Source organism: Kitasatospora acidiphila (assembly GCF_006636205.1).
Lineage (GTDB): Bacteria > Actinomycetota > Actinomycetes > Streptomycetales > Streptomycetaceae > Kitasatospora > Kitasatospora acidiphila.
Map to the genome: position 1 here is coordinate 1,380,670 of NZ_VIGB01000003.1, position 22,606 is coordinate 1,403,275.

At 72.3% G+C, this 22,606-nt stretch carries 18 protein-coding genes, 2 pseudogenes and 1 riboswitch; of the genes and pseudogenes, 2 read left to right on the forward strand and 18 right to left on the reverse strand.

Annotation, left to right across the window (positions count from 1 at the left end; genetic code table 11):
- Positions 1-27: 27 nt before the first annotated feature.
- The 5 genes from E6W39_RS07055 to aroC all read right to left on the reverse strand — a co-directional run bounded on the left by E6W39_RS07055 (position 28) and on the right by aroC (position 4,847).
- Positions 28-921, reverse strand: a complete 894-nt coding sequence (locus E6W39_RS07055) for an AAA family ATPase (RefSeq protein WP_228718007.1) — start codon at positions 919-921, stop codon at positions 28-30.
- 689 nt (positions 922-1,610) lie between these two features.
- Entirely contained in the window at positions 1,611-2,066 is a 456-nt protein-coding gene (gene aroQ, locus E6W39_RS07060; RefSeq protein WP_141632799.1) for a type II 3-dehydroquinate dehydratase, read from the reverse strand.
- Positions 2,063-3,151 (reverse strand): 3-dehydroquinate synthase, encoded by a 1,089-nt coding sequence (gene aroB, locus E6W39_RS07065; RefSeq protein WP_141632800.1) that lies wholly within the window; start codon positions 3,149-3,151, stop codon positions 2,063-2,065. The genes aroQ and aroB overlap by 4 nt, the downstream gene beginning before the upstream one ends.
- A gap of 2 nt (positions 3,152-3,153) precedes the next feature.
- Complete coding sequence (locus tag E6W39_RS07070) at positions 3,154-3,663, reverse strand: shikimate kinase (RefSeq protein WP_141637586.1); 510 nt, start codon at positions 3,661-3,663, stop codon at positions 3,154-3,156.
- Positions 3,663-4,847: a chorismate synthase gene (gene aroC, locus E6W39_RS07075; protein WP_141632801.1), complete on the reverse strand. Its 1,185-nt coding sequence runs from the start codon at positions 4,845-4,847 to the stop codon at positions 3,663-3,665. The genes E6W39_RS07070 and aroC overlap by 1 nt, the downstream gene beginning before the upstream one ends.
- 255 nt (positions 4,848-5,102) lie before the next feature.
- A riboswitch (guanidine-III (ykkC-III) riboswitch) is annotated at positions 5,103-5,168 on the forward strand.
- A 17-nt stretch (positions 5,169-5,185) separates the two neighbouring features.
- Here aroC and E6W39_RS07080 point away from each other — a divergent pair.
- On the forward strand, positions 5,186-5,437 hold the full coding sequence (locus tag E6W39_RS07080) for a CBU_0592 family membrane protein (RefSeq protein WP_101383788.1): 252 nt from the start codon (positions 5,186-5,188) through the stop codon (positions 5,435-5,437).
- A gap of 35 nt (positions 5,438-5,472) precedes the next feature.
- Here E6W39_RS07080 and E6W39_RS07085 read toward each other — a convergent pair whose 3' ends face one another.
- The 6 genes from E6W39_RS07085 to E6W39_RS07110 form a co-directional block, all read right to left on the reverse strand.
- Positions 5,473-6,303: a shikimate dehydrogenase gene (locus E6W39_RS07085; RefSeq protein WP_141632802.1), complete on the reverse strand. Its 831-nt coding sequence runs from the start codon at positions 6,301-6,303 to the stop codon at positions 5,473-5,475.
- 28 nt (positions 6,304-6,331) lie between these two features.
- Positions 6,332-8,254, reverse strand: a complete 1,923-nt coding sequence (mltG, locus tag E6W39_RS07090) for an endolytic transglycosylase MltG (protein WP_141632803.1) — start codon at positions 8,252-8,254, stop codon at positions 6,332-6,334.
- A 378-nt stretch (positions 8,255-8,632) separates the two neighbouring features.
- Complete coding sequence (gene ruvX / locus E6W39_RS07095) at positions 8,633-9,112, reverse strand: Holliday junction resolvase RuvX (RefSeq protein WP_141632804.1); 480 nt, start codon at positions 9,110-9,112, stop codon at positions 8,633-8,635.
- Complete coding sequence (gene alaS, locus E6W39_RS07100; RefSeq protein ID WP_141632805.1) at positions 9,112-11,781, reverse strand: alanine--tRNA ligase; 2,670 nt, start codon at positions 11,779-11,781, stop codon at positions 9,112-9,114. The genes ruvX and alaS overlap by 1 nt, the downstream gene beginning before the upstream one ends.
- A gap of 15 nt (positions 11,782-11,796) precedes the next feature.
- Complete coding sequence (locus E6W39_RS07105) at positions 11,797-12,207, reverse strand: DUF6167 family protein (RefSeq protein WP_141632806.1); 411 nt, start codon at positions 12,205-12,207, stop codon at positions 11,797-11,799.
- Between the two features lie 6 nt (positions 12,208-12,213).
- On the reverse strand, positions 12,214-12,690 hold the full coding sequence (locus E6W39_RS07110; RefSeq protein WP_141632807.1) for a DUF948 domain-containing protein: 477 nt from the start codon (positions 12,688-12,690) through the stop codon (positions 12,214-12,216).
- A gap of 178 nt (positions 12,691-12,868) precedes the next feature.
- Here E6W39_RS07110 and E6W39_RS07115 point away from each other — a divergent pair, with 178 nt between their 5' ends.
- Complete coding sequence (locus E6W39_RS07115) at positions 12,869-15,028, forward strand: ATP-binding protein (RefSeq protein WP_181799139.1); 2,160 nt, start codon at positions 12,869-12,871, stop codon at positions 15,026-15,028.
- Positions 15,029-15,153: 125 nt separating this feature from the next.
- Here the strand turns inward: E6W39_RS07115 and rpsD are convergent, their stop codons facing one another.
- From rpsD to hisS, 7 genes and pseudogenes are all read right to left on the reverse strand, one after another.
- A complete protein-coding gene (gene rpsD, locus E6W39_RS07120) occupies positions 15,154-15,768 on the reverse strand; it encodes a 30S ribosomal protein S4 (RefSeq protein WP_101383781.1) in 615 nt (204 codons plus the stop codon).
- Between the two features lie 312 nt (positions 15,769-16,080).
- Positions 16,081-17,430: a replication-associated recombination protein A gene (locus E6W39_RS07125; protein WP_141632808.1), complete on the reverse strand. Its 1,350-nt coding sequence runs from the start codon at positions 17,428-17,430 to the stop codon at positions 16,081-16,083.
- Between the two features lie 162 nt (positions 17,431-17,592).
- Positions 17,593-17,840 (reverse strand): annotated as a pseudogene (locus E6W39_RS41065) (serine/threonine-protein kinase); the annotation flags it as partial.
- Positions 17,841-17,923: 83 nt separating this feature from the next.
- Positions 17,924-18,750 (reverse strand): annotated as a pseudogene (gene ppk2, locus E6W39_RS07135) (polyphosphate kinase 2).
- A 79-nt stretch (positions 18,751-18,829) separates the two neighbouring features.
- Positions 18,830-19,285, reverse strand: coding sequence for a Uma2 family endonuclease (locus E6W39_RS07140; protein ID WP_228718008.1), 456 nt, complete (start codon positions 19,283-19,285; stop codon positions 18,830-18,832).
- 261 nt (positions 19,286-19,546) lie between these two features.
- Positions 19,547-21,337: an aspartate--tRNA ligase gene (gene aspS / locus E6W39_RS07145; protein WP_141632809.1), complete on the reverse strand. Its 1,791-nt coding sequence runs from the start codon at positions 21,335-21,337 to the stop codon at positions 19,547-19,549.
- Positions 21,334-22,596 (reverse strand): histidine--tRNA ligase, encoded by a 1,263-nt coding sequence (gene hisS / locus E6W39_RS07150; protein ID WP_101383776.1) that lies wholly within the window; start codon positions 22,594-22,596, stop codon positions 21,334-21,336. The genes aspS and hisS overlap by 4 nt, the downstream gene beginning before the upstream one ends.
- Between the last annotated feature and the right edge of the window lie 10 nt (positions 22,597-22,606).

Genomic DNA, 22,606 nt, shown 5'->3' on the forward strand with positions numbered 1-22,606 from the left:
AGGGCTCTTTCGGTCGACGAGTGGCGGTCAGCGAACCGGCTGGCCGGCCAGGCGGGCCGAGATCGCCCGGTCCAGGGCGGCGGCCGTGGCGGTCACGTCCAGCTGGGAGTTGTCGATGATCGGCAGGCCGGAGTTGAACCAGCCCGCCATCCGGCCGTGGATCAGCGCCACCTGCTCGTCGCTCAACCGCCGGGTGCCGGAGCGCCGGGCGTTGCGGGCCAGCACGGTGTCGAGGCTGGGCAGCAGCACCACCGGGATCATGCCCGGGCCGATGTGCCGCTTCCAGCCGCCGAGCCCGATCGCCGGCCGGTCCGGGAAGACCGCGTCGTCGATGATGCACGAGATGCCGTTGGCCAGGTAGTTGCGGCAGGCGAAGCCGCAGGTGCGGCGGGCCAGCCGGTACTGTGCCTCGGTGGCGCTGCTCCAACCGGACTGCGGGTTGGCGAAGCCCGCCTGCACCCACTCGCGGACGTCGTCCAGGCTGATGTGCGCGGTCGGCATCGCCCGGCGCTCGGCCCAGTGCCGGGCCACCGTGGTCTTGCCGGCGCCGGCCGGCCCGATCAGCAGCACGGCGAGTGGCCCCGCGCTCTGCGCCAGGCTGTGCGCCGGGAGTTGCACGGGGGCGCCGGTGGGCATCACGAAGTGCCCGGTGCTGCCCGGCGGCACCGCGACGCTGGGCGCGGTGGGGCGGCGGGCGGGGGTGAGCGCCGGGGCGGCGGCGTGGGCGGGCGCGAAGGCGCGGGCGGGCACGGGGGCGAGCGCCGCGCCACGGGTGGGCGCGGGGGCGGCGACCCGGGCCAGGGCAGCGGGGGGCGCGGCGGGGGTGGGTGCCGGGGCAGCGGCCGGGGCTGGTCCTGGAGCTGGGGCAGCAACGGGAGCCTGGGGTGCGGCGGGAGCCGGGGCCGGAGCAGCAACGGGCACCGGAGCAGCCGACGGTGGCTGGGGCGCAGCGGGAGCAGGCGCCGGGGCCGGAGCAGCAACGGGCACCTGGGGCACGGCGGGAGCCGGAGCAGCCGACGCCGGGGCCGCCGGCGGCGGCGCGGCGGGACTCTCGGGCGGGCTCGCGGGCGTGGCCGGCGCCGTGCTCGGCGGGGGCGGCACCGGCGGCTGACCCACCGTCAGGCCTCTGGGGTCCGACGGCAGTGCGCCGACCACCGGCGGCACGGTCGGGGCCACCGGCGGGGCGGGGGGAACCGCGGGAGCAGCAGGCACGGGAGCCAGGCCCTCGTCACCTGCGCCGGCGGGCGCCAGGGGCAGGACCGGGAGGTCGCGCACCGTGGGCGGCCCCTCGTCACCGGCGACTGCGGGCGCCGACTGCGGCGGGCTGCTAGGGGCCGGCGGCTGGGGTTCGGCATCCTGGCGCGGCGGCATCGGCGGCGGACTCGCCGGGCGCGGGGGCACTCCCCCGCCGTACTGCTGCGACACGACACGCACCTCCCGTTGGGGAGACTACACGGCGTCACGGCGGCGAGCCCAGTCCGCCTCCGGGCCGCCGCCGGCCCGCGGCGGCCGACGGCTCGCGCGTCCGCCCAGCTCAACGCCGACCGACCGCTCCCCGCCGCGCCGCCCGAGCACCGCGCCTCGGCGTCGGCGTCGCGCCAACTCCCCCGTCAACGCTGCGTCAGCTGCTCCGCCAGCGCCCGCAGTGCCAGCTCGTACGAGCCGATGCCGAAGCCGGCGATCGTCCCGGAGGCGATCGCGGCGATCACCGAGGTGTGCCGGAACTCCTCGCGGGCGTACGGGTTGGAGATGTGCACCTCGATCAGCGGCGCGCTCCGCTGCGCGGCGGCGTCCCGCATCGCGTACGAGTAGTGCGTGAAAGCACCGGGGTTGAGGACCACCGGGGTCTTCTCGTCGGCCGCCCAGTGCAGCCATTCGACCATCTGCTGCTCGGAGTTGGTCTCCTTGACCTCCACCTCGAAGCCGAGCTCGCGCCCCAGCTTGGTGCAGCGCTCGACCAGGTCGGCGTAGGAGGTGGACCCGTAGACGTCGGGCTCCCGGCTGCCGAGCCGGCCGAGGTTGGGGCCGTTGAGGACCAGTACCCGCTGACCGAAGGGCTGCGTCACGACGACACCTCCGCGTAGGCGGCGACCAGCAGCGACGGGTCGGGGCCCTCCAGCACCGAGGTCTTGGCCAGGCCGTCGAGCACGATGAAGCGCAGCAGGTCGCCGCGCGACTTCTTGTCGACCTTCATGGCGTCCAGCAACTTCGGCCAGGCGTCCGCCCGGTAGCTGAGCGGCAGGCCGACCGAGCCGAGCACGGTGCGGTGGCGGTCGGCGGTGGCGTCGTCCAACCGCCCGGCCAGGCGCCCGAGTTCGGCGGCGAACACCATGCCGATCGAGATCGCGGCGCCGTGCCGCCACTTGTACCGCTCATTGCGCTCGATGGCGTGGCCGAGGGTGTGGCCGTAGTTGAGGATCTCGCGCCGGCCGGCCTCCTTGAGGTCGCCGGAGACCACGTCGGCCTTGACCTGGACCGCTCGCCGGATCAGCTCCACGGTGTGCGGCCCGGCAGGGGTCTTGGCGGCCTCGGGGTCGGACTCGACCAGGTCGAGGATCACCGGGTCGGCGATGAAGCCGCACTTGATGACCTCGGCCAGGCCGGAGACGTAGTCGTGCTTGGGCACGGTCTCCAGGGTGGCGAGGTCGGCGAGCACGCCCACCGGCGGGTGGAACGCGCCGACCATGTTCTTGCCCTCGGCGATGTTGATGCCGGTCTTGCCGCCGACGGCCGCGTCCACCATGCCGAGCAGCGTGGTGGGCATGGAGATCCAGCGCACCCCGCGCAGCCAGGTGGCGGCGACGAAGCCGGCCAGGTCGGTGGTGGCGCCGCCGCCCAGGCCGACGATCACGTCGCTGCGGGTGAAGCCGGTTTGGCCGAGCACCGACCAGCAGTAGGCGGCGACTTCGGCGTTCTTGGCGTCCTCGGCGTTGGGCACCTGGAGGGTGATCGCCTCATAGCCCTCGGCAGCCAGGTCCTCGCGGATCGCGTCGCCGGTGGCGGCCAGCGCCTCCGGGCAGACCACCGCGACCCGCCGGGCCTGCGGCCCGATCAACCTGGGCAGCTCGCCCAGCAGTTGATGGCCGATCAGCACGTCGTAGGGGTCGTGGCCGGCCGAACCGCCGACGTGGATGGTGACGGTGTCGCTCATGCTCAGTTCAGCTCCAAGGATTCCAGCACGGCTGCCGCGACCTGCTCGGGAGTGCGGCCTTCGGTGGTGACCACGGCGGCGGCGACCTCCAGGTAGAGCGGCCGGCGGCGCTCCATCAGTTCGCGCCACTGCTGGCGCGGGTTGACCGCGAGCAGCGGGCGCGGCGCGTCCAGGCCGACCCGCTTCACGGCGTCGGCGAGCGCAACCTCCAGGTACACCACCGGACGGCCCTTGAGCAGGGCCCGGGTGGGCTCGGCCATCACGGCCCCGCCGCCGAGCGCCAGCACGCCCTGATGGTCCGTCAGGGCGCTGGCGACGGCGGCCTTTTCCAGCTCGCGGAAGTGCGGTTCGCCGTCGTCGACGAAGATGTCGGCGATCGGCTTGCCCGCGGTGGCGACGATGTCGTCGTCGGTGTCCCGGAAGCCCGTGCCGAGGTGGTCGGCGAGCAGCCGCCCGACCGTGCTCTTCCCGGCGCCGGGCGGGCCGACCAGGACGACAACCGGACCCCCGATCATCGGATGATCAGGTTGTCGAGGTACCCCTGCACATTGCGGCGGGTCTCGGTGACGTGGTCGCCGCCGAACTTCTCCAGCACCGCGTCGGCCAGCACCAGCGCCACCATCGCCTCGGCGACGATGCCGGCGGCCGGCACCGCGCAGACGTCGGAGCGCTGGTGGTGCGCCTGGGCGGGCTCACCGGTGCGCACATCGACGGTGCGCAGCGCGCGCGGCACGGTGGCGATCGGCTTCATCGCGGCGCGCACCCGCAGCAGCTCACCGGTGGACAGGCCGCCCTCGGTGCCACCCGAGCGGCCGGAGGCGCGCTTGACGCCGTCCGGGGTCGGGATGATCTCGTCGTGCGCCTGCGAGCCGGGGATCCGGGCCAGCTCGAAGCCGTCGCCGACCTCGACGCCCTTGATCGCCTGAATGCCCATCAGCGCGGCGGCCAGCTTGGCGTCCAGTCGGCGGTCCCAGTGGACGTGCGAGCCGAGGCCCACCGGCACGCCGTACGCCAGCACCTCGACCACACCGCCGAGGGTGTCGCCGTCCTTGTGGGCCTGGTCGATCTCGGCGACCATCCGCTTGGAGGCGTCGGCGTCCAGGCAGCGCACCGGGTCCTCGTCGAGCCGGGCCTCGTCGGCGGGCAGCGGCAGCACCCCGGCCGGGGCCTTGGCGGCGCCCAGCTCCACCACGTGGGAGACGATCTCGATGCCGCAGACCTCCTTGAGGAAGGAGCGGGCGACGGTGCCGAGCGCCACCCGGGCCGCGGTCTCGCGGGCGCTGGCGCGCTCCAGGATCGGCCGGGCCTCGTCGAGCGAGTACTTCTGCATGCCGGCCAGGTCGGCGTGGCCGGGGCGGGGGCGAGTGAGCGCCTCGTTGCGGGCCAGGCCGGCCAGCACCTCGGGGTCGACCGGGTCGGCGGCCATCACCTGCTGCCACTTGGGCCACTCGGTGTTGCCGACCATGATCGCGACCGGGCTGCCCAGGCTCTGGCCGTGCCGGACACCGCCGAGGAAGGTCACCTCGTCCTGCTCGAACTTCATCCGCGCGCCGCGACCATAGCCGAGCCGGCGGCGAGCCAGCGCGTCCGCCACATCGGCGGTGGTCACCGGCACACCGGCAGGCAGGCCCTCCAGGGTGGCAACCAGGGCGGGACCGTGCGACTCTCCCGCCGTCAGCCAGCGCAACGTACCCAAGGGTGCTCCTTCATCAGCGATCCGAGCCCGAGACCTACGCCCGGCCGGGCTCCTGTGGGCTCCTGCTCCGAGCCCCGGCTCCGATCCTTTCACGTTCGCGAACGCGGAAGTGCGCAGGTCCGGGTGGCGGACGCGTTGTCCGGGTGACGGACACCGCGGCGCTCATTCCGTGATCGCGGCGCTCCTTCGGTGATCAAAGCGGGGCGTCCGTGCCGAAAGCCCCTGGCGTTCGTCGAATCATCGGGCAAAATGGAAGGCGGACCGCCATCCTGCGGCCACCGGACGAGACGCGCCGTACCCGGACTGACAAGACGACGCAGCCGTCAGGAGGATGCCGTATGGAACAGGCCGTTCAGATCTTCGGGTCGATCCTGATCCTGATCCCGTTCGCCCTCGCCCAGTGGGGCCGGATCAGCGCGCGTTCCAAGCCCTATCTGCTGCTCAACCTGTGCGGCTCGGCGATCCTCGCCGTTCTCGCCGCGCTCACCTCGCAGTGGGGGTTCCTGCTGCTGGAGGGCGTCTGGGCGATCGTCTCCGCGCACAGCCTGGTGGCCTTGGTGCGCGGCCGGGAACCGCGCGCCACGCACTGACCGCCGCGCTGGTGGCGCCCCCCAGCGCCGCGCCGTCAGCGCTCCCCCAGCGCCGCCTCGCCGGCCGCCCGCATCGCCGCGAGCGGACCCTGCGGCACCCCGGTGAACCGCTCGAACTGCAGCACCGCCTGATGCACCAGCAGGTCGAGCCCACCCAGCACGGTCCCGCCGCGGGCCGCGCAGGCCGCGGCCAGCGGGGTCGGCCACGGGTGGTAGAGCACGTCGAAGAGCGCGCCCGGGGTGGCGGTCAGCTGCTCGGCGAAGGCGTCGGTGGCACCCACCGGGGTGGTGGACACGGTCAGCGGGGACTCCAGTGCCGCCGCGCTGTCCGCCCAGTCCGCGGTCTCCACCGCGACCCCGATCCGCTCCCCCAACTCCCGCATCTCCCGGGCTCGTTCGGGCGAGCGCAGATACACGGTCAGCGGGCCGTCGGTCAGTTGGGCGAGCGCGGCCAGCGCCGAGGAGGCGGTGGCGCCCGCGCCCAGCACGGCGGCCCGCTCCACCTTCTCGATGCCGCGCTCCCGCAGCGCCGCGACCAGTCCGGGCACATCGGTGTTGTCCCCGGTGCGCCGCCCGTCGGCCTCGAACACCAGGGTGTTCACGGCGTCCACCGCCAGCGCCGTCTCGCTCACCTCGTCCAGCAGCGGGATCACCGCCCGCTTGAGCGGCATGGTGAGCGAGAACCCGGCCCAGCCCCCGGGCTCCAGCCCCGCCACGAACCCGGGGAGCCCCGCCTCGTCCACCTCGAACCGCTCGTACCGCCAGTCGTCCAGCCCGAGCGCCCGGTAGCCGGCGTTGTGCAGCACCGGGGAGAGCGAGTGCGCGATCGGCGAGCCGAGCACGGCGGCGCGGTGGCGGATGGTCACGGTGTGCCCACTTCTGTTCCGGCGTTTGCTACTTGGACTTGCAGGTGGTGTGTACCGCGTCGAAGGCCATGTTGTTCTGGGCGCAGTACTGCTTCACGTTGTTCGCGAAGTCGTCCTTGTTGGCGGAGAACCGGGTGTCGGTCGAACTCATCGCGATCCAGTACACCCAGTCGCCCTGCGGCGGGTTGAGCACCGCCTTGAGCGCGTCCTCACCGGGGTTGGAGATCGGCGTCGGCGGCAGGCCCGGGTTGACGTAGGTGTTGTACTTGTTGGAGCCGTCGCGGATCTGCGCGTCGGTGAGCTGCTTGGAGCCGACCGAGTACTGCAGCGTGGTGTCCAGCCCCAGGGTGTGGTTGGTGACGCTGGTGGTCAGGCGGTTGTACATGGCCCGGGCCATCTTGCCGAAGTCGGCCGTGTTGTTGCCCTCGGCCTGCACGATGCTGGCCTCGGTGATCACGTCGTAGGCGGTCTTCAGGCCGATCTTCTGGGCGCCCGCGTCCAGGCCCAGCTGGTTGTACTCGTTGACCGCGTTGGTCACCATCTGCTTCAGCAGGTCCTCGGGCTTCATGCCCTGGCTGACCGAGTAGCGGGTCGGCCAGAGGAAGCCCTCGATGTTGCCGTTGGCGTACTGCGGCAGGCCGAAGTTGTTCATGTTCGCCTTGGCCGCGGCCGCGGTGGTGCCGTCGGCCAGCTTCAGCTTCTTGTCGACCAGCTTGTAGGTCTCGGCGGCGGTCTTGCCCTCCGGAATGATCAGGGAGTCACCGCCCGCCTCGCTGACCATCTGCGCCACGGCGGCGTCGCCGGACATCTGGCTCGCCATGATGTAGTAGCCGGGCTGCAGCATCTTGCCGGCCCGGTTGTACGCCGCGGTGAACGCGCCGACGCTCTTCACCACACCCGCATCCTGGAGCACCTTGCCCATGTCGGAGGCGGTGGCGCCGTCCTGGATCTGGACCTGCACCTTGCCGCTGCCGCTGCCCGTGTAGTCCGCCGGCGGGCCGAAGTTGCTCTGGTAGAAGCCGTAGCCCCACCAGCCGGCGCCGCCCAGGCCGCCGAGCAGCACCAGGGCGACCAGCAGGCAGGCACCGCCGTTGCGGCGGCCGGACTTCTTGCCCTTCGCCTTGCGCTTGGCTGCATCCTCGTCGCTGTCGTCCCGGTCGCCGAGGAACGACGAGCGCTCCCCGTCCTGCTCCTCGGACTCCGCGTCGACGTACTCGTCCTCGGCGTACTCGCCCCCGGAGTACGCGGCGGACTCGTCGACGTACTCGTCCTCGGCGTAGTCGCCGGTCCCGGCCGGGTTGTCCAGGGCGGCGGCTTCGGCCTCCCAGTCGATGCCGTCCGGGCCCGGGCCCGCGGGTACGGTCTGCTGCTGGGCCGGCTGGCCCGGCATGGTCTGCCGGCCGGGCATCCCCTGCGGGTGCGGCTGCTGCGGGTAGCCGCCCTGCTGGGGCGGCATCGGCTGCTGCGGGAACGAATCCTGCGGCGGCAGCCCACCCTGGTGCATGCCCCCCTGCTGGGGCATGGCACCCCGGTGCGGCATCCCGCCCTGCTGGGGCATGACGTCCTGGTGCGGCATCCCGCCCTGTTCGGCATAACCCGCTTGCTCGGGATAGCCCGCCTGCTCCGGGTACCCCGTCTGCTGCGGGTAGCCCGCCTGCTGGGGGTATCCGGGGACCTGCTGGTACTGCTGGTAGCCGCCCTGCTGCTGCGCCCACTGCTGTTGCTGCTGGGCGTGCGCGTACGGATCCATCGGCACGTAGGCCTGCTGCTGCCCGTACGGGTCGGCCCCCTGAACGGGGTACTGGCCGCCCTGGCCGTACGGCTGCTGCTGCTCCGGCTGGCCCGGGTAGGCCACCCCGTCCTGGGCGATCGGCTGCTGCGGTTGCTCGCCGTAACCGGGATCCCCGGAGTGCCACGGCTGGGAGCCGTAGCCCCGCCCCAGATCAGTCATCGATTCCCTTAGGCCGACGGAGACGGACGGTTCTGATCGGTGATCGGACCGGCCGTCCGGGACGGCGTCCCGGCAGTACCTCGAACCGGCGTGCTAGCGCAACGCCTGAGGGGAGACGTTACCGTACCGCACTGGTCACCCGAATTTCCGTGCGCGCGGCCATCTTTCGATGTGAGTGCCATGTGTCGGTTGTGATCAACTTCCGTCGGGTCGCGCGGACGGATTGTGTGCCCACCGAAGGACGGATTGTGTGCCCACCGAAAGGCGTGAATTTCGCCGAGACCCCACCGCTTTCACTCACTGTCCGTGAAGCGCGAAAGAGGGGCCCGGCCGGACGCGTCCGGCCGGGCCCTCACCCAGCACCTTACGGCACGATGATCAGCTGATCGGGTCGACACTCTCACCGGGCGGGCGACCGCTCACCCGTTCGGTCTCCAGCGCGGCCTGCAGGATCACCACGGCGGCGGCCTGGTCGATCGCCGAGCGGCCCTTCTTGGCCTTCACCCCGGAGGCCCGCATGCCGGCGGCCGCGGTGACCGTGGTCATCCGCTCGTCCACCAGCCGCACCGGCACCGGCGCCAGCAGCGCCGCCAGCCGGCCCGCGTAGCCGCGCACCTTGGCGGCGGCCGGCCCCTCCTTGCCGCTCAGCGAGCGGGGCAGGCCGACCACCACCTCCAGGGCGTCGTACTCCTCGACGATCTGCTTGAGGCGCGCCTGGGAGCGGCCCCCGGCGGGGACCGTCTCCACGGGCGTCGCGATCAGCCCGTCCGGGTCGCAGCTGGCGACCCCGATCCGGGCGTCACCGACGTCGACGGCGATCCGCCGCCCGCGCCGGAAGACCCGCTCCTGCTCCTCCATCAGCTGGCGCGCTCCGCGACCAGGGCCCGCACGGCCGCGATCGCCTCGCCGACGGCAGCCGGGTTGGAGCCACCGCCCTGGGCGACGTCGTCCTTGCCGCCACCGCCGCCGCCGAGCGTCTTGGCCGCGGTGCGGACCAGCTCGCCGGCCTTGATGCCGCGGGCCCGGGCGTCCTCGTTGGTGGCGATGACGGTGAGCGGGCGGTCGTTCGCCACGGTGAAGGCGGCGACCACGGCCGGGCGCGAGCCCAGCCGGCCACGGATGTCGAGCACCAGCTTGCGCAGCTCGTCCGCGCCGGTGCCGTCAGCCACCTGGGCGGCGACCAGGGCCACGCCCCGGACGTCCTCCGCCGCGTCGGCCAGGCCCGCGGCGGCGGCCAGCACCTTCTCGGCGCGGAACTTCTCGATCTCCTTCTCGGCGTCCTTGAGCTTGGCGAGCATCCCGGAGATCTTCTCCGGCAGCTCCTCCGGACGGCCCTTGACCAGCTCGGTCAGCTGGGAGACCACGGTGTGCTCGCGGGCCAGGAACTTGTAGGCGTCCACGCCGACCAGCGCCTCGACCCGGCGCACGCCGGAACCGATCGACGACTCGCCGAGCAGCTTCACCAGGCCCAGCTGGGCGGTGTTGCCGACGTGCGTGCCACCGCAGAGCTCCTTGGAGAAGTCACCGATGGTGACCACCCGGACCTGGTCGCCGTACTTCTCGCCGAACATCGCGATGGCGCCCTGCTTGCGCGCCTCGTCCATCGTCATCACCTCGGCGGTGACGTCGAGTTCGCGGGTGAGCACCTCGTTGATCTTCTGCTCGACGTCGGTCAGCACGCTGCCGGGCACGGCGGACGGCGAGCCGAAGTCGAAGCGGAAGCGGCCGGGCGCGTTCTCCGAACCGGCCTGGGCGGCGGTCGGGCCGAGCGCGTCACGCAGCGCCTGGTGGGTCAGGTGGGTGGCCGAGTGGGCGCGCGAGACGGCGCGGCGGCGGTCGGCGTCGATGGTGGCGTACGCGGCGGCGCCGAGCACCACCTCGCCGAAGAGCACCCCGCCGGAGTGCACGATCACGCCCGGCACCGGCTGCTGCACGTCGCGGACCTCGACGACCGCGCCGGAGTCCAGCCGGATCCGGCCGTGGTCGGCGAGCTGGCCACCGCCCTCGGCGTAGAACGGGGTGCGGTCGAGGATCAGCTCGACCTCGTCGCCCTCGGTCGCGGCCGGGGCCGGCGAGCCGTTCACCAGCAGGCCGACCACGGTGGCCTCGCCCTCGGTGGCGGCGTAGCCGGTGAAGACGGACGCACCGGCCCGGTCCGCCACCTCGCGGTAGGCGGCAACGTCGGCGTGGCCCATCTTCTTGGCCTTGGCGTCGGCCTTGGCCCGGTCCCGCTGCTCCTGCATCAGGCGGCGGAAGCCGGCCTCGTCGACGGCCAGGCCCTGCTCCTCGGCCATCTCCAGGGTCAGGTCGATCGGGAAGCCGTAGGTGTCGTGCAGCTTGAACGCCTGCTCGCCGCTGAGCGCGGCGTGGCCGCCCTGCTTGGCCTCGGTGACCGCGGCGTCCAGCAGGTTGGTGCCGCTGCGCAGGGTCTGCAGGAAGGCCGCTTCCTCGGCGACCACGACGGTCTCGATGCGCTTGCGCTCGGCCTCCAGCTCCGGGTACTGCGGAGCCATGGCCTTGATGGCGACGTCGATGAGCTCCTTGGCCACCGGCTCGGTGGCGCCCAGCAGCCGCATGTTGCGGATCGCGCGGCGCAGGATGCGGCGCAGCACGTAGCCGCGGCCCTCGTTGCCGGGGGTGACGCCGTCGCCGACCAGCATCAGCGCGGTGCGGATGTGGTCGGTGACCACGCGCAGCGAGATGTCCGCCTTGTGGTCGTCGCCGTAGGTGTGGCCGGTCAGCTCGGCGGCCCGGTCCAGGATCATCCGGCTGGTGTCGATCTCGAAGAGGTTGTCGACGCCCTGCAGGATGGCGGCGAGGCGCTCCAGGCCGAGGCCGGTGTCGATGTTCTTACTCGGCAGGTCGCCGAGGATCTCGAAGCCGTCCTTGCCGTCGCCGTGGCCGCGCTCGTACTGCATGAAGACCAGGTTCCAGATCTCCAGGTAGCGCTCGCCGTTGACCGCCGGGCCGCCCTCCTCGCCGTAGGCCGGGCCGCGGTCGTAGTTGATCTCGGAGCACGGGCCGCAGGGGCCGGGCACGCCCATCGACCAGAAGTTGTCCTTCATGCCGAGGCGCTGGATGCGCTCCGACGGCACGCCGATGACGTCCCGCCAGATCAGCTCGGCCTCGTCATCGTCCTGGTAGACGGTGATCCAGAGCTTCTCCTTCTCCAGGCCGTAACCGCCGTCCGCCACGGGGCTGGTGAGCAGCTCCCAGGCGAACTTGATGGCGCCTTCCTTGAAGTAGTCGCCGAAGGAGAAGTTGCCGCACATCTGGAAGAAGGAGCCGTGCCGAGTGGTCTTGCCGACCTCCTCGATGTCCAGCGTGCGCACGCACTTCTGCACGCTGGTGGCACGCGAGAACTGCGGCTTGACCTCGCCCAGGAAGTACGGCTTGAACGGCACCATGCCGGCGTTGACCAGCAGCAGGGTGGGGTCGTCGGCGACCAGGGACGCCGAGGGAACGACGGTGTGGCCGCGCTCCTCGAAGAAGCGCAGCCAGCGGCGGCGGATCTCTGCCGACTCCATGAGTGGTCCTTCCGGTTAAGGGTGCTGGCCCCGGCGCTGTTCCAGCTGGCGGGGCGTTGACGCGATGATCTGGGGGGTGGGGGTGGTACGCGACGGAGGCAGGGCGGCCGCAGGCGAGCCTGGGGCCGCCTTGATAGCTCGGCCCGCGATCGGCCGGCGGGTGTTCCCGGCCGCTCGGCGCGGCGGCTCCACCACCGCGGTGCCCTCCAGGCCGAGGTCGGCCCGCAGCTGGTCCTCGCGCTCGGCCATGCCGGCGCGCACGTCCTGGGCGAACCGGCGGGCGGCGTCGCCGAGCTGCAGGGCGCCGCGCGCGGCGGTGCCCGACAGGCTGTCAGGGGTGAGCCGGTGGGCGGCCTCGTTGGCCTTGTTCATGGCCCAGACGGCGGCGCCGGCGCCGACCGTCATCCAGAAGATGCGTCGTACCACGGTGTGTCAGCCCTTCACCGCTCGGCGGACCCGGCTCAGCAGCCCGCGCTTGGGGGCCGTGGCGGCCTTCACCTCGGCGCGGATCAGCCGGGCCAACTCCTCGCGCTCCGAGCCCTGTTGAGGCAGCGACAGACCGGTCTGCTGCCGGCTGACGGCCTTGCGGACGCCGTAGCTGAAGGCGGCCATCTTCACCAGCGGGCCACCCAGGGTGGCGGCGACGGTGGAGGAGAGCGCATTGGCGTTGGCGGCGGCGTCCTGCACATTGGCGGTGATGTCGTCGACCCGGACGAGCTGCTCCTGGGCGCTGTGCACCGCGTCGGCGGCGTCGTGCAGCAGCGGGACCGCCTGCTCGGTGACGGCGCTGACCAGCACCGTGGCCTCGCGGAGCACCTTGGACAGGCGCACCAGCACGACGGCCAGCAGCGTCACCAGGACGACCCAGCCGACGGCCACCAGCAGCCCGGCCAGCTCTGAGACGGACACCGCGTGCTCCCTTCACTCCTCAGATGGAAACCCTATCGCGCCCGGGCGCCGGTTCCCGACCGGTATATGCACTGGCGAGGCGCTTTGGGCCCGACCCGGGCGGCGTAACCTACCGGCCGGTCACCTCGTTGGGCCGCCCGGGGCACCGGACGGCGGGCCCAGCACACTTGGAGGGCCGGTGGCACAGCAGAGCACGCTGCGGCGTGGGAACCTGCCCGCGGAACTGACCAGCTTCATCGGACGGCACGCCGAACTGGCCGCCCTGGCAGCGCTGTTGACCGGCCCGCGGCTGGTCACCGTGACCGGCCCCGGCGGCGTCGGCAAGACCCGGCTGGCGCTGCGCGCGGCGGCCACCGCGGCCGAGGACGCCTACCTGGTGGAGATCGGCGAGCTGCAGGATCCGCTGCTGCTGGGCCACGCGGTGCTGGAGGCGCTGGGGCTGACCGACGGCACTGCCCGCCCGCCGCTGGAGGTGCTGGTGGAGCAGCTGGACGGGCGGCGGCTGCTGCTGGTGCTGGACGGCTGCGAGCATCTGGTGGCGGCCTGCGCGGAGTTGGCGGGCACGCTGCTGCGGGCGCTGCCGGGGCTGCGGGTGCTGGCGACCAGCCGGGAGGCGCTGCGGATCGGCGGCGAGCACCTGCTGCCGGTGGTGCCGCTGCCGGTGACCGCGCCGCCGGGGACGCTGCCGGCGGCGGTGCGGCTGTTCTGCGACCGGGCGGCGGCGGTGCTGCCCGGCTTCGAGCCGCGCGGCGAGCGGCAGCGGGCCGAGGTGGGCACGCTCTGCCGACGCCTGGACGGCATCCCGCTGGCGCTGGAGCTGGCGGCGGGCCGGCTGCGCTCGCTCTCGGTGGGGCAGATCGCGCTGCGCCTGGACGACCGGTTCGAGCTGCTGACCGACGGGGATCGCGGCGCGCTGCCGCGGCACCGGACGCTGCGCACCGCGATCGGTTGGAGCCATGAGCTCTGCACCATGCAGGAACGTTTGCTCTGGGCCCGGCTCTCGGTCTTCGCCGGCTCCTTCGACCTGGAGGCCGCCGAGCACATCTGCGCAGGCGACGGGATCGAGGCCGACGAGGTGGTCGACCTGCTCCGCGAGCTGGTCGCCAAGTCGGTGCTGCTCCGCGAGGAATACGCGGGCGCGGTCCGCTACCGGCTGCTGGACACCCTGCGCGACTACGGCGCCGGCTGGCTGCGCGGCAGCGGCGCCGAGTACGGGCTGCGCCGCAGACACCGGGACTGGTACCTGGGGCTGGCCTCCTGGGGCGAGGTCGAGTGGTTCGGGCCGCGCCAGGCGGAGACCGCCGAGCGGACCGCGCTGGCACACAGCAACCTGCGGGCCGCGCTGGAGTTCTGCCTGGGCGAGCCGGGCGAGGAGCAGGTGGCGCTGCTGCTGGCCGGCACCCTCTGGTACTTCTGGGTCGGCTGCGGGCACCTCGGCGAGGGCCGGCACTGGCTGGAACGGGCGCTGGCCCTGGACCGGGCGCCCACCGCGGCCCGGGCCAAGGCGCTCTGGGTGACCGGCTACACCGCCACCCTGCAGGGCGACCGGGCCCGCGCGGAGCCGCTGCTGCAGGAGTGCCGCAGCCAGGCGCTGGCCACCGGCGACGACCGGGCGCTGGCGTATGCGCTGCACCGGCTCGGCTGCTCGGCGCTGATCGGCGACGAACCGGCCCGGGCCGCCGAGCTGTTCGAGCAGGCGCTGCGGCACTACGAGACGGCCGGCGAGCTGAACAGCAATGTGCTGATGGCGATGTTCGAACTGGGCCTGGCCCAGCTCTTCCAGGGCCGGGTGACCGAGGGCGAGGAGTACATGGCCCGGGTCCGGGAGATCTGCGAGGAGCACGGCGAGCAGTGGGCCTACGCCTACGGCCTCTATGCGCGGGCCTACTCGCAGTGGCTGGTCGGCGAGGCCCGGCAGGCGCGGGCCTTCGCCCGGGAGAGCGTCCGGCTGCACTACGGCTTCCGCGACCTGGTCGGGCTGGTGCTCGGCCTGGAGCTGCTGGCGCTGCTGGAGGCGGACCGCGGCGAGCTGGTGGAGGCCCGGGTGCTGCAAGGCGCGGCGCACCGGATCTGGCAGGCCGTGGGGGTGCCGCTGTTCGGCTCGGCGGACTTCAACGCCCCGCACCACGAGTGCGCGCGGCGGGCCCGGGCGGGGCTGAGCGAGCAGGAGTTCCGCGCGGCGTTCGAGCGCGGTGCCCGGCTGGAGCTGGCGCAGGCGGTGCACCGGGCGCTGGACCGGGCCGCGGAGCTGCCGACCGAGCGGGACGACGACGGCGACGGCGAGTCGGACTGCGTGCTGCTCGACCGGGTGAGCGGGCTGGGCCGCCACCAGGCCTGAGCACCAAAGCGCCGACACCAGGCCTGGGCGAAAGAGCGCCGGCACCAAGCCTCGACGAAAAAGCGGCGGACCCCCGCCGCCCGAAGGCGACAGGGGTCCGTGGCGCGAAGGGCGCTACCCGCGGATCAACGCGAGTAGTACTCGACGACCAGCTGCTCGTCGCAGATCACGGGGACCTCACGACGCTGCGGCAGACGGTCCAGGCGGAAGGCCAGGGCCTTGAGGTTGACCTCGAGGTACTTCGGGGTCTGGCCCTCACCCGCGTAGCCACCCTCACGGGCGACCTGGAACGGGACCTTCTCCTTGGACTTGTCCTTGACCGTGACGACGTAGCCCGGCTTCATCTGGAACGACGGCTTGTTGACCTTGCTGCCGTTGACCTGGATGTGGCCGTGCACGACCATCTGGCGGGCCTGGTAGATGGTCCGGGCGATGCCCGAACGCAGCACCAGAGCGTCGAGACGGGTCTCGAGCTCGGCAACCAGGACCTCACCGGTCTTGCCCTCGGCCTTGCGGGCACGGTCGAAGGCGCGGGCCATCTGCTTCTCGCTCAGGTCGTACTGGGCGCGCAGACGCTGCTTCTCGAGCAGACGGACCTTGTAGTCCGAGTTCTGCTTGCGGCCACGGCCGTGCTGGCCGGGCGGGTACGGGCGGGCCTCGAAGTACTTGACGGACTTCGGGGTCAGCGGAACGCCAAGAGCGCGAGCGATCTTGACCTTCGGGCGCTTCTGGTTCGCCATGGAACCGGAACCTCTTTCGTTCTGTGAATACGGCTGTCACCAGGTGTTGACGGAGGTCGCCTCTCGCGGCCCGGAGAAAACCATCCGGGGATGGTCAGCCGCCTCCGGGAGCCGGGCACGATGTGCTTGCACACGTAGCACTGGGTGCTACGTGACACCGAAAACGGTGCGCGACGCTCCTGGTGGCTCCGCGAACGGAGCCACTGGCCACTGCCCCGCTGGTGCGGCCGGTCGACACGATGGCCGCCGGACCCGGGACATGGCACTTCGAGCGAGTATACCCGGTGGTCGATCACCCGTCGGACCGGGCGGTCACTCACCCTTCAGCTTGCCCCTGGTCCACTCCACGACGTCCGCGTAGCGGGCCTCGCCGCCGTTCCTGGTCGGGTGGTAGTAGGCCTTGCCGTGCACCGTGTCGGGGGCGTACTGCTGGGCGGCGATCGAGCCGGGCAGGTCGTGCGGGTACTGGTAGCCCTTGCCGTGGCCGAGCTTGCCGGCGCCGCCGTAGTGCGCGTCCCGCAGGTGCGGCGGAACCGGGCCCGCCAGGCCCTGCCGCACATCGGCCAGGGCGCTGTCGATGGCCAGGTAGGCGGCGTTGGACTTGGGGGCCAGGGCCAGCGCGATGGCGGCCTGGGCCAGGATGATCCGGGCCTCCGGGAAGCCGATCATGGCCACCGCCTGGGCGGCCGCCACCGCGGTGGGCAGCGCGGTGGGGTCGGCCAGGCCGATGTCCTCACTCGCCGAGATCATCAGCCGGCGGGCGATGAACCGCGGGTCCTCCCCCGCCTCGACCATCCGGGCCAGGTAGTGCAGGGTGGCGTCCACATCGCTGCCGCGGATCGACTTGATCAGCGCGCTGGCCACGTCGTAGTGCTGGTCGCCGTCCTTGTCGTAGCGGACCGCGGCCTGGTTGACGGCGGTCTCGGTGACCGCGAGGGTGATCTCGGCCAGGCCCTGCTCCAGCGCGGCGCCGGCCGCCGCCTCCAGCGTGGTCAGGGCCCGCCGGGCGTCACCGCCGGCCAGGCGCACCAAGTGGTCCTCGGCCTCCTGCCCCAGCGCCACCGAACCGTCGAGGCCGCGCTCGTCGGCCACCGCGCGGCGCAGCAGGGCCCGGATGTCGTCATCGGTGAGCGACTGCAGGGTGAGCAGCAGCGAGCGGGAGAGCAGCGGGGAGATCACCGAGAAGTAGGGGTTCTCGGTGGTGGCGGCGATCAGGGTGACCCAGCGGTTCTCCACGGCGGGCAGCAGCGAGTCCTGCTGGGCCTTGGAGAAGCGGTGGATCTCGTCCAGGAAGAGCACGGTCTCCTTGCCGCTCATCCCGACCGCCCGGCGAGCGCCCTCGATCACCGCCCGGACCTCCTTGACCCCGGCGGTGATCGCGGAGAGCTCGACGAACCGGCCCTCGACGGCCTGGCTGATCACATGCGCCAGGGTGGTCTTGCCGGTGCCGGGCGGGCCCCAGAGGATCACCGAACTGGTCGCCGCCGGGCCCTTGGCGCCGGCCACCAGGCGGCGCAGCGGTGAGCCGTCCTTGAGCAGCTGGCGCTGGCCCGCCACCTCGTCCAGGGTGCGCGGCCGCATCCGCACGGCCAGCGGCGCCCGGCCCGGCTCGGCGGCCTGGTGCTGCTCGGCGGCGGCGGTGAAGAGGTCCGGTTCGTCCACCCCGCCACCCTAATGCGCGCCACCGACAGGGCGCGGGGACGACCGCTACTGGCCGCCCTGGGAGCTGTAGAGCGCCAGCAGGATCAGAACGAGGACGATGAGCACCGCCTCGGCGAGCGCCGGCCCGGCGACATAGCCGGTAGCCACCCAGGGCCGGGCCTACTCGGTGTCCGCGTCCAGCACCGGCGCCGTCCAGCTGCCGCCGACCTCCGGGCCGCCGCCACCTCGCGCCGGAACCGGCCCAGGAACTCGGCGTCGGCCGCCAGTTCCGCCTTCACCCGCTTGACCGCCACGGTCCGCCCGCCCGGGCTGCGCCCGAGGTACACCTGCCCCATCCCGCCGGCGCCCAGCCGCCCCAGCAGCCGGTACGGCCCGACCGTCGCCGGATCCCCCGCAACCAACGGTTGCATCCGCCCTGTCCCCCGTGAACGGCCCGAGTGCCGGGCACGATCATCTCGGCGGGCCATCCTCGGCACAAGTCGGCAGGTGGCGCTCAGCGTCGGCCCCGCCGCTCCAGCTCGGCGGCGTGGTCCGGGACGTACTTCTGCAGGTCGCGGGGCGGGCGCTGGTAACCCTCGGAAGCCGGTCGGGGCGGCAGCGACACCGGCGGCTTGGTCACGTCGGTGTAGGGCAGGGTGGAGAGCAAGTGGGAGATCATGTTGATCCGGGCCCGCCGCTTGTCGTCGCTTTCCACCACGTACCAGGGCGAGCGGGGCGTGTCGGTGTGGATGAACATGGTGTCCTTGGCCCGGGAGTAGTCCTCCCAGTGGTTGATCGACTCGGTGTCCATCGGGGAGAGCTTCCAGCGGCGCATCGGGTCGTTCAGCCGGGAGTGGAAGCGGCGCTCCTGCTCGGTGTCGCTGACCGAGAACCAGTACTTGCGCAGCTCGATGCCGGCCTCGATGAGCATCAGCTCGAAGATCGGGCACTGGTGCAGGAACTGCCAGTACTCCTCGTCGCTGCAGAAGCCCATCACCCGTTCGACGCCGGCGCGGTTGTACCAGCTGCGGTCGAACAGCACGATCTCGCCGGCGGCCGGCAGCTGCTCCACGTACCGCTGGAAGTACCACTGTCCGCGCTGCCGCTCGGTCGGCGCGGGCAGCGCCACGATCCGCGCGACCCGGGGGTTGAGGTACTGGGTGACCCGTTTGATGGCCCCACCCTTGCCGGCCGCGTCCCGCCCCTCGAAGACCACCACCAGCCGCACCCCTCGGCCCGCACCCACTCCTGGAGCTTCACCAACTCCTCCTGGAGGTACAGCAGTTCGCCCTCATAGAGCTTCCTGGGGAGGCGGGGCCGCTGGGCGGGGGCTTCGCTCACGTGGCGTCTCCAGGGGAACCGGTGCTGATGATCCCTCAGATTAAGCCGGATCATCGGCTCCCGCCTGTTGGCTGCCCGCTCAGCCCCGCAGCAGCCTCCCGGGGTCGAGGTCCAGCGGGAACGGGTCCGCCAGGCCGGTGCTCTCGCCGACCTGGACCAGGCGGTCGCGGTAGGCACCGAGCTCCAGCCGCCCCAGGTAGAGGCGCGGCGCGGGATCGAGCTCGACCCGCCAGTAGTGGGGGATGCCGGCGGCGGCGTACAGCGAGGGCTTGAGCCGCTTGTCGGCGACCCGGGTGGACGGCGAGGCGATCTCGATGGCCACCGCGACGTCGTGGGCGCTCAGCGTGGTTCCGGCCCTGTCGGCCGCGGCAGCATCGGCGATGACCAGGTCGGGGGTGAGCAGGCCGTCGGGGATGACGACGTTGACCGCCTGAAGTACCTCGAAGGGGGCACCGGCCCTCTTGATGGCCGCGACCAGGAGCATGGCGAGGCTCAGGTTGGTGCGCTGGTGCGGAACACCGGGGTTCGGGCTCATCAGCAACGCCCCCCGACGAGCTCGATCCGGTTTCGGGAGTCCTCGGGCAGCGCCAGAACGTCATCCACGGTCCAGGGCCCGCTGTGGTCAGCGGCCGCAACGCTCACGGTCCTTTCACCTCCTCCGAGTACCTACCCACACTGTCCCCTGGACGGGGCCCGAGGCGGTACCGGCTCACAGTGCCACCTCGATAACGACAACTGGTGATGACCCGTCACGGTCGGACGGGTCATCACCAGCAGTGGATCAAGCGAACGCGGATCAGCCCTCGGCGCCGCCCGCCTTGGCCTCGGCGGCGGCCGCCTTCGGCTGGGCGTCCACGCCGGCCTCCTTGCGCTGGGCGGGCGTGATCGGGGTGGGCGCGCCGGTCAGCGGGTCACCGCCGGTGGACGTCTTCGGGAAGGCGATGACGTCGCGGATGGTGTCGTAGCCGCCGAGCAGCGTGACGATCCGGTCCAGGCCGAAGGCGACACCGCCGTGCGGCGGCGGGCCGTAGTTGAAGGCGTCCAGCAGGAAGCCGAACTGCGAGGCCGCCTCCTCCTCGGAGAGGCCGATCGCGTCGAACGCCCGCTTCTGCACCTCGCGCTGGTGGATACGGATCGAACCGCCGCCCAGCTCCGAGCCGTTGAGCACCAGGTCGTAGGCGTTGGACAGGGCGCTGCCCGGGTCGGTGTCGAAGGTGGCCAGCGACTCGGCGGTGGGCGCGGTGAACGGGTGGTGCACCGCGTGCCAGCCCTGGAACTCGCCCTTCTCGTCCTCGATCGGCTCGAACATCGGGAAGTCGACCACCCAGAGGAAGGCCCACTGCGACTCGTCGATCAGGTCGCAGCGGCGGCCGATCTCCAGGCGGGCGGCGCCCAGCAGCTCCTGGGAGGCGGTGCGCTTGCCGGCCGCGAAGAAGATCGCGTCACCGTTCTTGGCGCCCGCGGCGGCGGCCAGGCCGGCCAGGTGCTCCTCGGAGAGGTTCTTGGCGACCGGGCCGCGCAGCTCGCCGGTCTCGGCGTCGATCAGCACGTAGGCCAGGCCCTTGGCGCCGCGCGCCTTGGCCCAGTCCTGCCAGGCGTCCAGCTGCTTGCGCGGCTGCGAGGCGCCGCCCGGCATCACCACGGCGCCGACGTACGGAGCCTGGAAGACCCGGAACGAGGTGCCCTTGAAGTACTCGGTGAGGTCGGTGAGTTCCTGGCCGAACCGGACGTCCGGCTTGTCGGAGCCGTAGCGCGACATCGCGTCGGCGTAGCTCAGGCGCGGCAGCGGGTTGGGGAGCTCGTAGCCGTGAACCTCGCGCCAGATGGAACCGACGATCTTCTCGCCGAGGGCCAGGATGTCCTCCTGGTCGACGAACGAGGCCTCGATGTCCAGCTGGGTGAACTCCGGCTGCCGGTCGGCGCGGAAGTCCTCGTCGCGGAAGCAGCGGGCGATCTGGTAGTAGCGCTCCATGCCGGCCACCATCAGCAGCTGCTTGAACAGCTGGGGCGACTGCGGCAGGGCGTACCAGGAGCCGGGCTGCAGGCGGACCGGGACCAGGAAGTCGCGGGCGCCCTCGGGAGTGGAGCGGGTGAGGTACGGCGTCTCGATGTCGAGGAAGTCGTTCTCCTCCATCACCCGGCGGATGATGTTGTTGACCTTGGAGCGCAGCCGCAGCGCCTTGGCCGGGCCCTCGCGGCGCAGGTCCAGGTAGCGGTAGCGGAGCCGGACCTCCTCGTTGACGGTGCCCGGCTCGTACTCGGCGACCTGGAACGGCAGCGGCGCGGCCTCGGAGAGCACCTCGATCTCGCTGACCACGACCTCGACGGCGCCGGTCGGGATCTCCGGGTTCTCGTTGCCCTCGGGGCGGACCCGGACGTCGCCGACCACCTTGACGCAGTACTCGGCGCGCAGGCCGTGCACCGAGTCGAGGTCGCGGACCACGACCTGCACGGTGCCGGAGGCATCGCGCAGGTCGATGAAGGCCACCCCGCCGTGGTCGCGGCGGCGGGCGACCCAGCCGGCCAGGGTGACGGTCGCTCCGGCGTGCTCCGCGCGGAGGGTGCCCGCGTCGTGCGTGCGGATCACAGCTGCTTCTCCTTCAGGGTGGTGACGAGTGCTTCGAGTGCGACGGCGGTCTGCTCGCCGGTGGTCAGGTCCTTCAACTGCACGACGCCCTCGGCGAGGTCGCGGTCGCCCGCGATCAGGGCGAACCGGGCGCCGGAGCGGTCGGCGGACTTCATGGCGTTCTTGATGCCCTTGACGCCGAAGGCCAGGTCGGTGGCGACGCCGGCCCGGCGCAGCTCGGTCACCTTGGCGAAGAGCAGGTTCTTGGCCTCCTCGCCGAGCGCCACGGCGTAGACCGAGGTGGCCGGGGGCACGTCCAGGGTGATCCCCTCGGCCTCCAGGGCCAGGTAGATCCGGTCCACTCCCAGGCCCCAGCCGACCGACGGCAGGGCCGGGCCGCCGAGCATCTCCGACAGGCCGTCATAGCGGCCGCCGCCACCGATCGCGGACTGCGCGCCGAGGCCGTTGTGCACGAACTCGAAGGTGGTGCGGGTGTAGTAGTCCAGGCCGCGGACCAGCTTGGGGTCGTCGGTGAAGGCCACCCCGGCGGCGGTCAGCAGCGAGCGGACCTGCTCGTCGTAGGCCTTGCAGTCCTCGCACAGGAAGTCGCGCAGCAGCGGGGCGCCGGTCAGCTGGGCCTGCACGGCCTCGCGCTTGTCGTCCAGCACCCGCAGCGGGTTGATCTCGGCGCGGTTGCGGGTGTCCTCGTCCAGGTCGAGGCCGCGCAGGAACTCCTGCAGCGCGGCCCGGTAGACCGGGCGGCACTGCTTGTCGCCCAGGCTGTTGATCAGCAGCCGGTAGTCGGACAGGCCCAGCGCCTTGAACGCGTCGTCGGCCAGGATGATCAGCTCGGCGTCCAGCGCCGGGTCCTCGGCGCCCAGCGCCTCGGCACCGACCTGGGAGAACTGCCGGTAGCGGCCCTTCTGCGGGCGCTCATAACGGTAGAAGTTGCCCGAGTACCACGCCTTGACCGGCAGGTTGCCGGCCTTGTGCAGGTTGCCCTGGAGCACCGCGCGGACCACCGAGGCGGTGCCCTCGGGGCGCAGTGCCAGCTCCTCCTTGCCGCGCTTGGTGAGGGTGAACATCTCCTTGGTGACGATGTCGGTGGACTCGCCGACGCCGCGGGAGAAGAGCTTCAGGTCCTCGAAGACCGGGGTCTCGATGTAGCCGTAGCCGGCCCGGCGCAGCGGGGCGGCCAGCGCCTGACGGACCGCCAGGAAGGTCGCCGACTCGGGCGGGAGCAGGTCGTAGGTGCCCTTGGGGGCGGTGAAGGTGCTCAACGTCTTTTCC

Coding starts and splice junctions, on each gene's coding strand:
- mltG (WP_141632803.1), bottom strand. CDS start 8,254: ATGACTGATCTGGGGCGGGGCTACGGCTCCCAGCCGTGGCACTCCGGG.
- E6W39_RS07140 (WP_228718008.1), bottom strand. CDS start 19,285: ATGAGCCCGAACCCCGGTGTTCCGCACCAGCGCACCAACCTGAGCCTC.
- E6W39_RS07080 (WP_101383788.1), top strand. CDS start 5,186: ATGGAACAGGCCGTTCAGATCTTCGGGTCGATCCTGATCCTGATCCCG.
- aroB (WP_141632800.1), bottom strand. CDS start 3,151: ATGAGCGACACCGTCACCATCCACGTCGGCGGTTCGGCCGGCCACGAC.
- ruvX (WP_141632804.1), bottom strand. CDS start 9,112: ATGGAGGAGCAGGAGCGGGTCTTCCGGCGCGGGCGGCGGATCGCCGTC.
- rpsD (WP_101383781.1), bottom strand. CDS start 15,768: ATGGCGAACCAGAAGCGCCCGAAGGTCAAGATCGCTCGCGCTCTTGGC.
- alaS (WP_141632805.1), bottom strand. CDS start 11,781: ATGGAGTCGGCAGAGATCCGCCGCCGCTGGCTGCGCTTCTTCGAGGAG.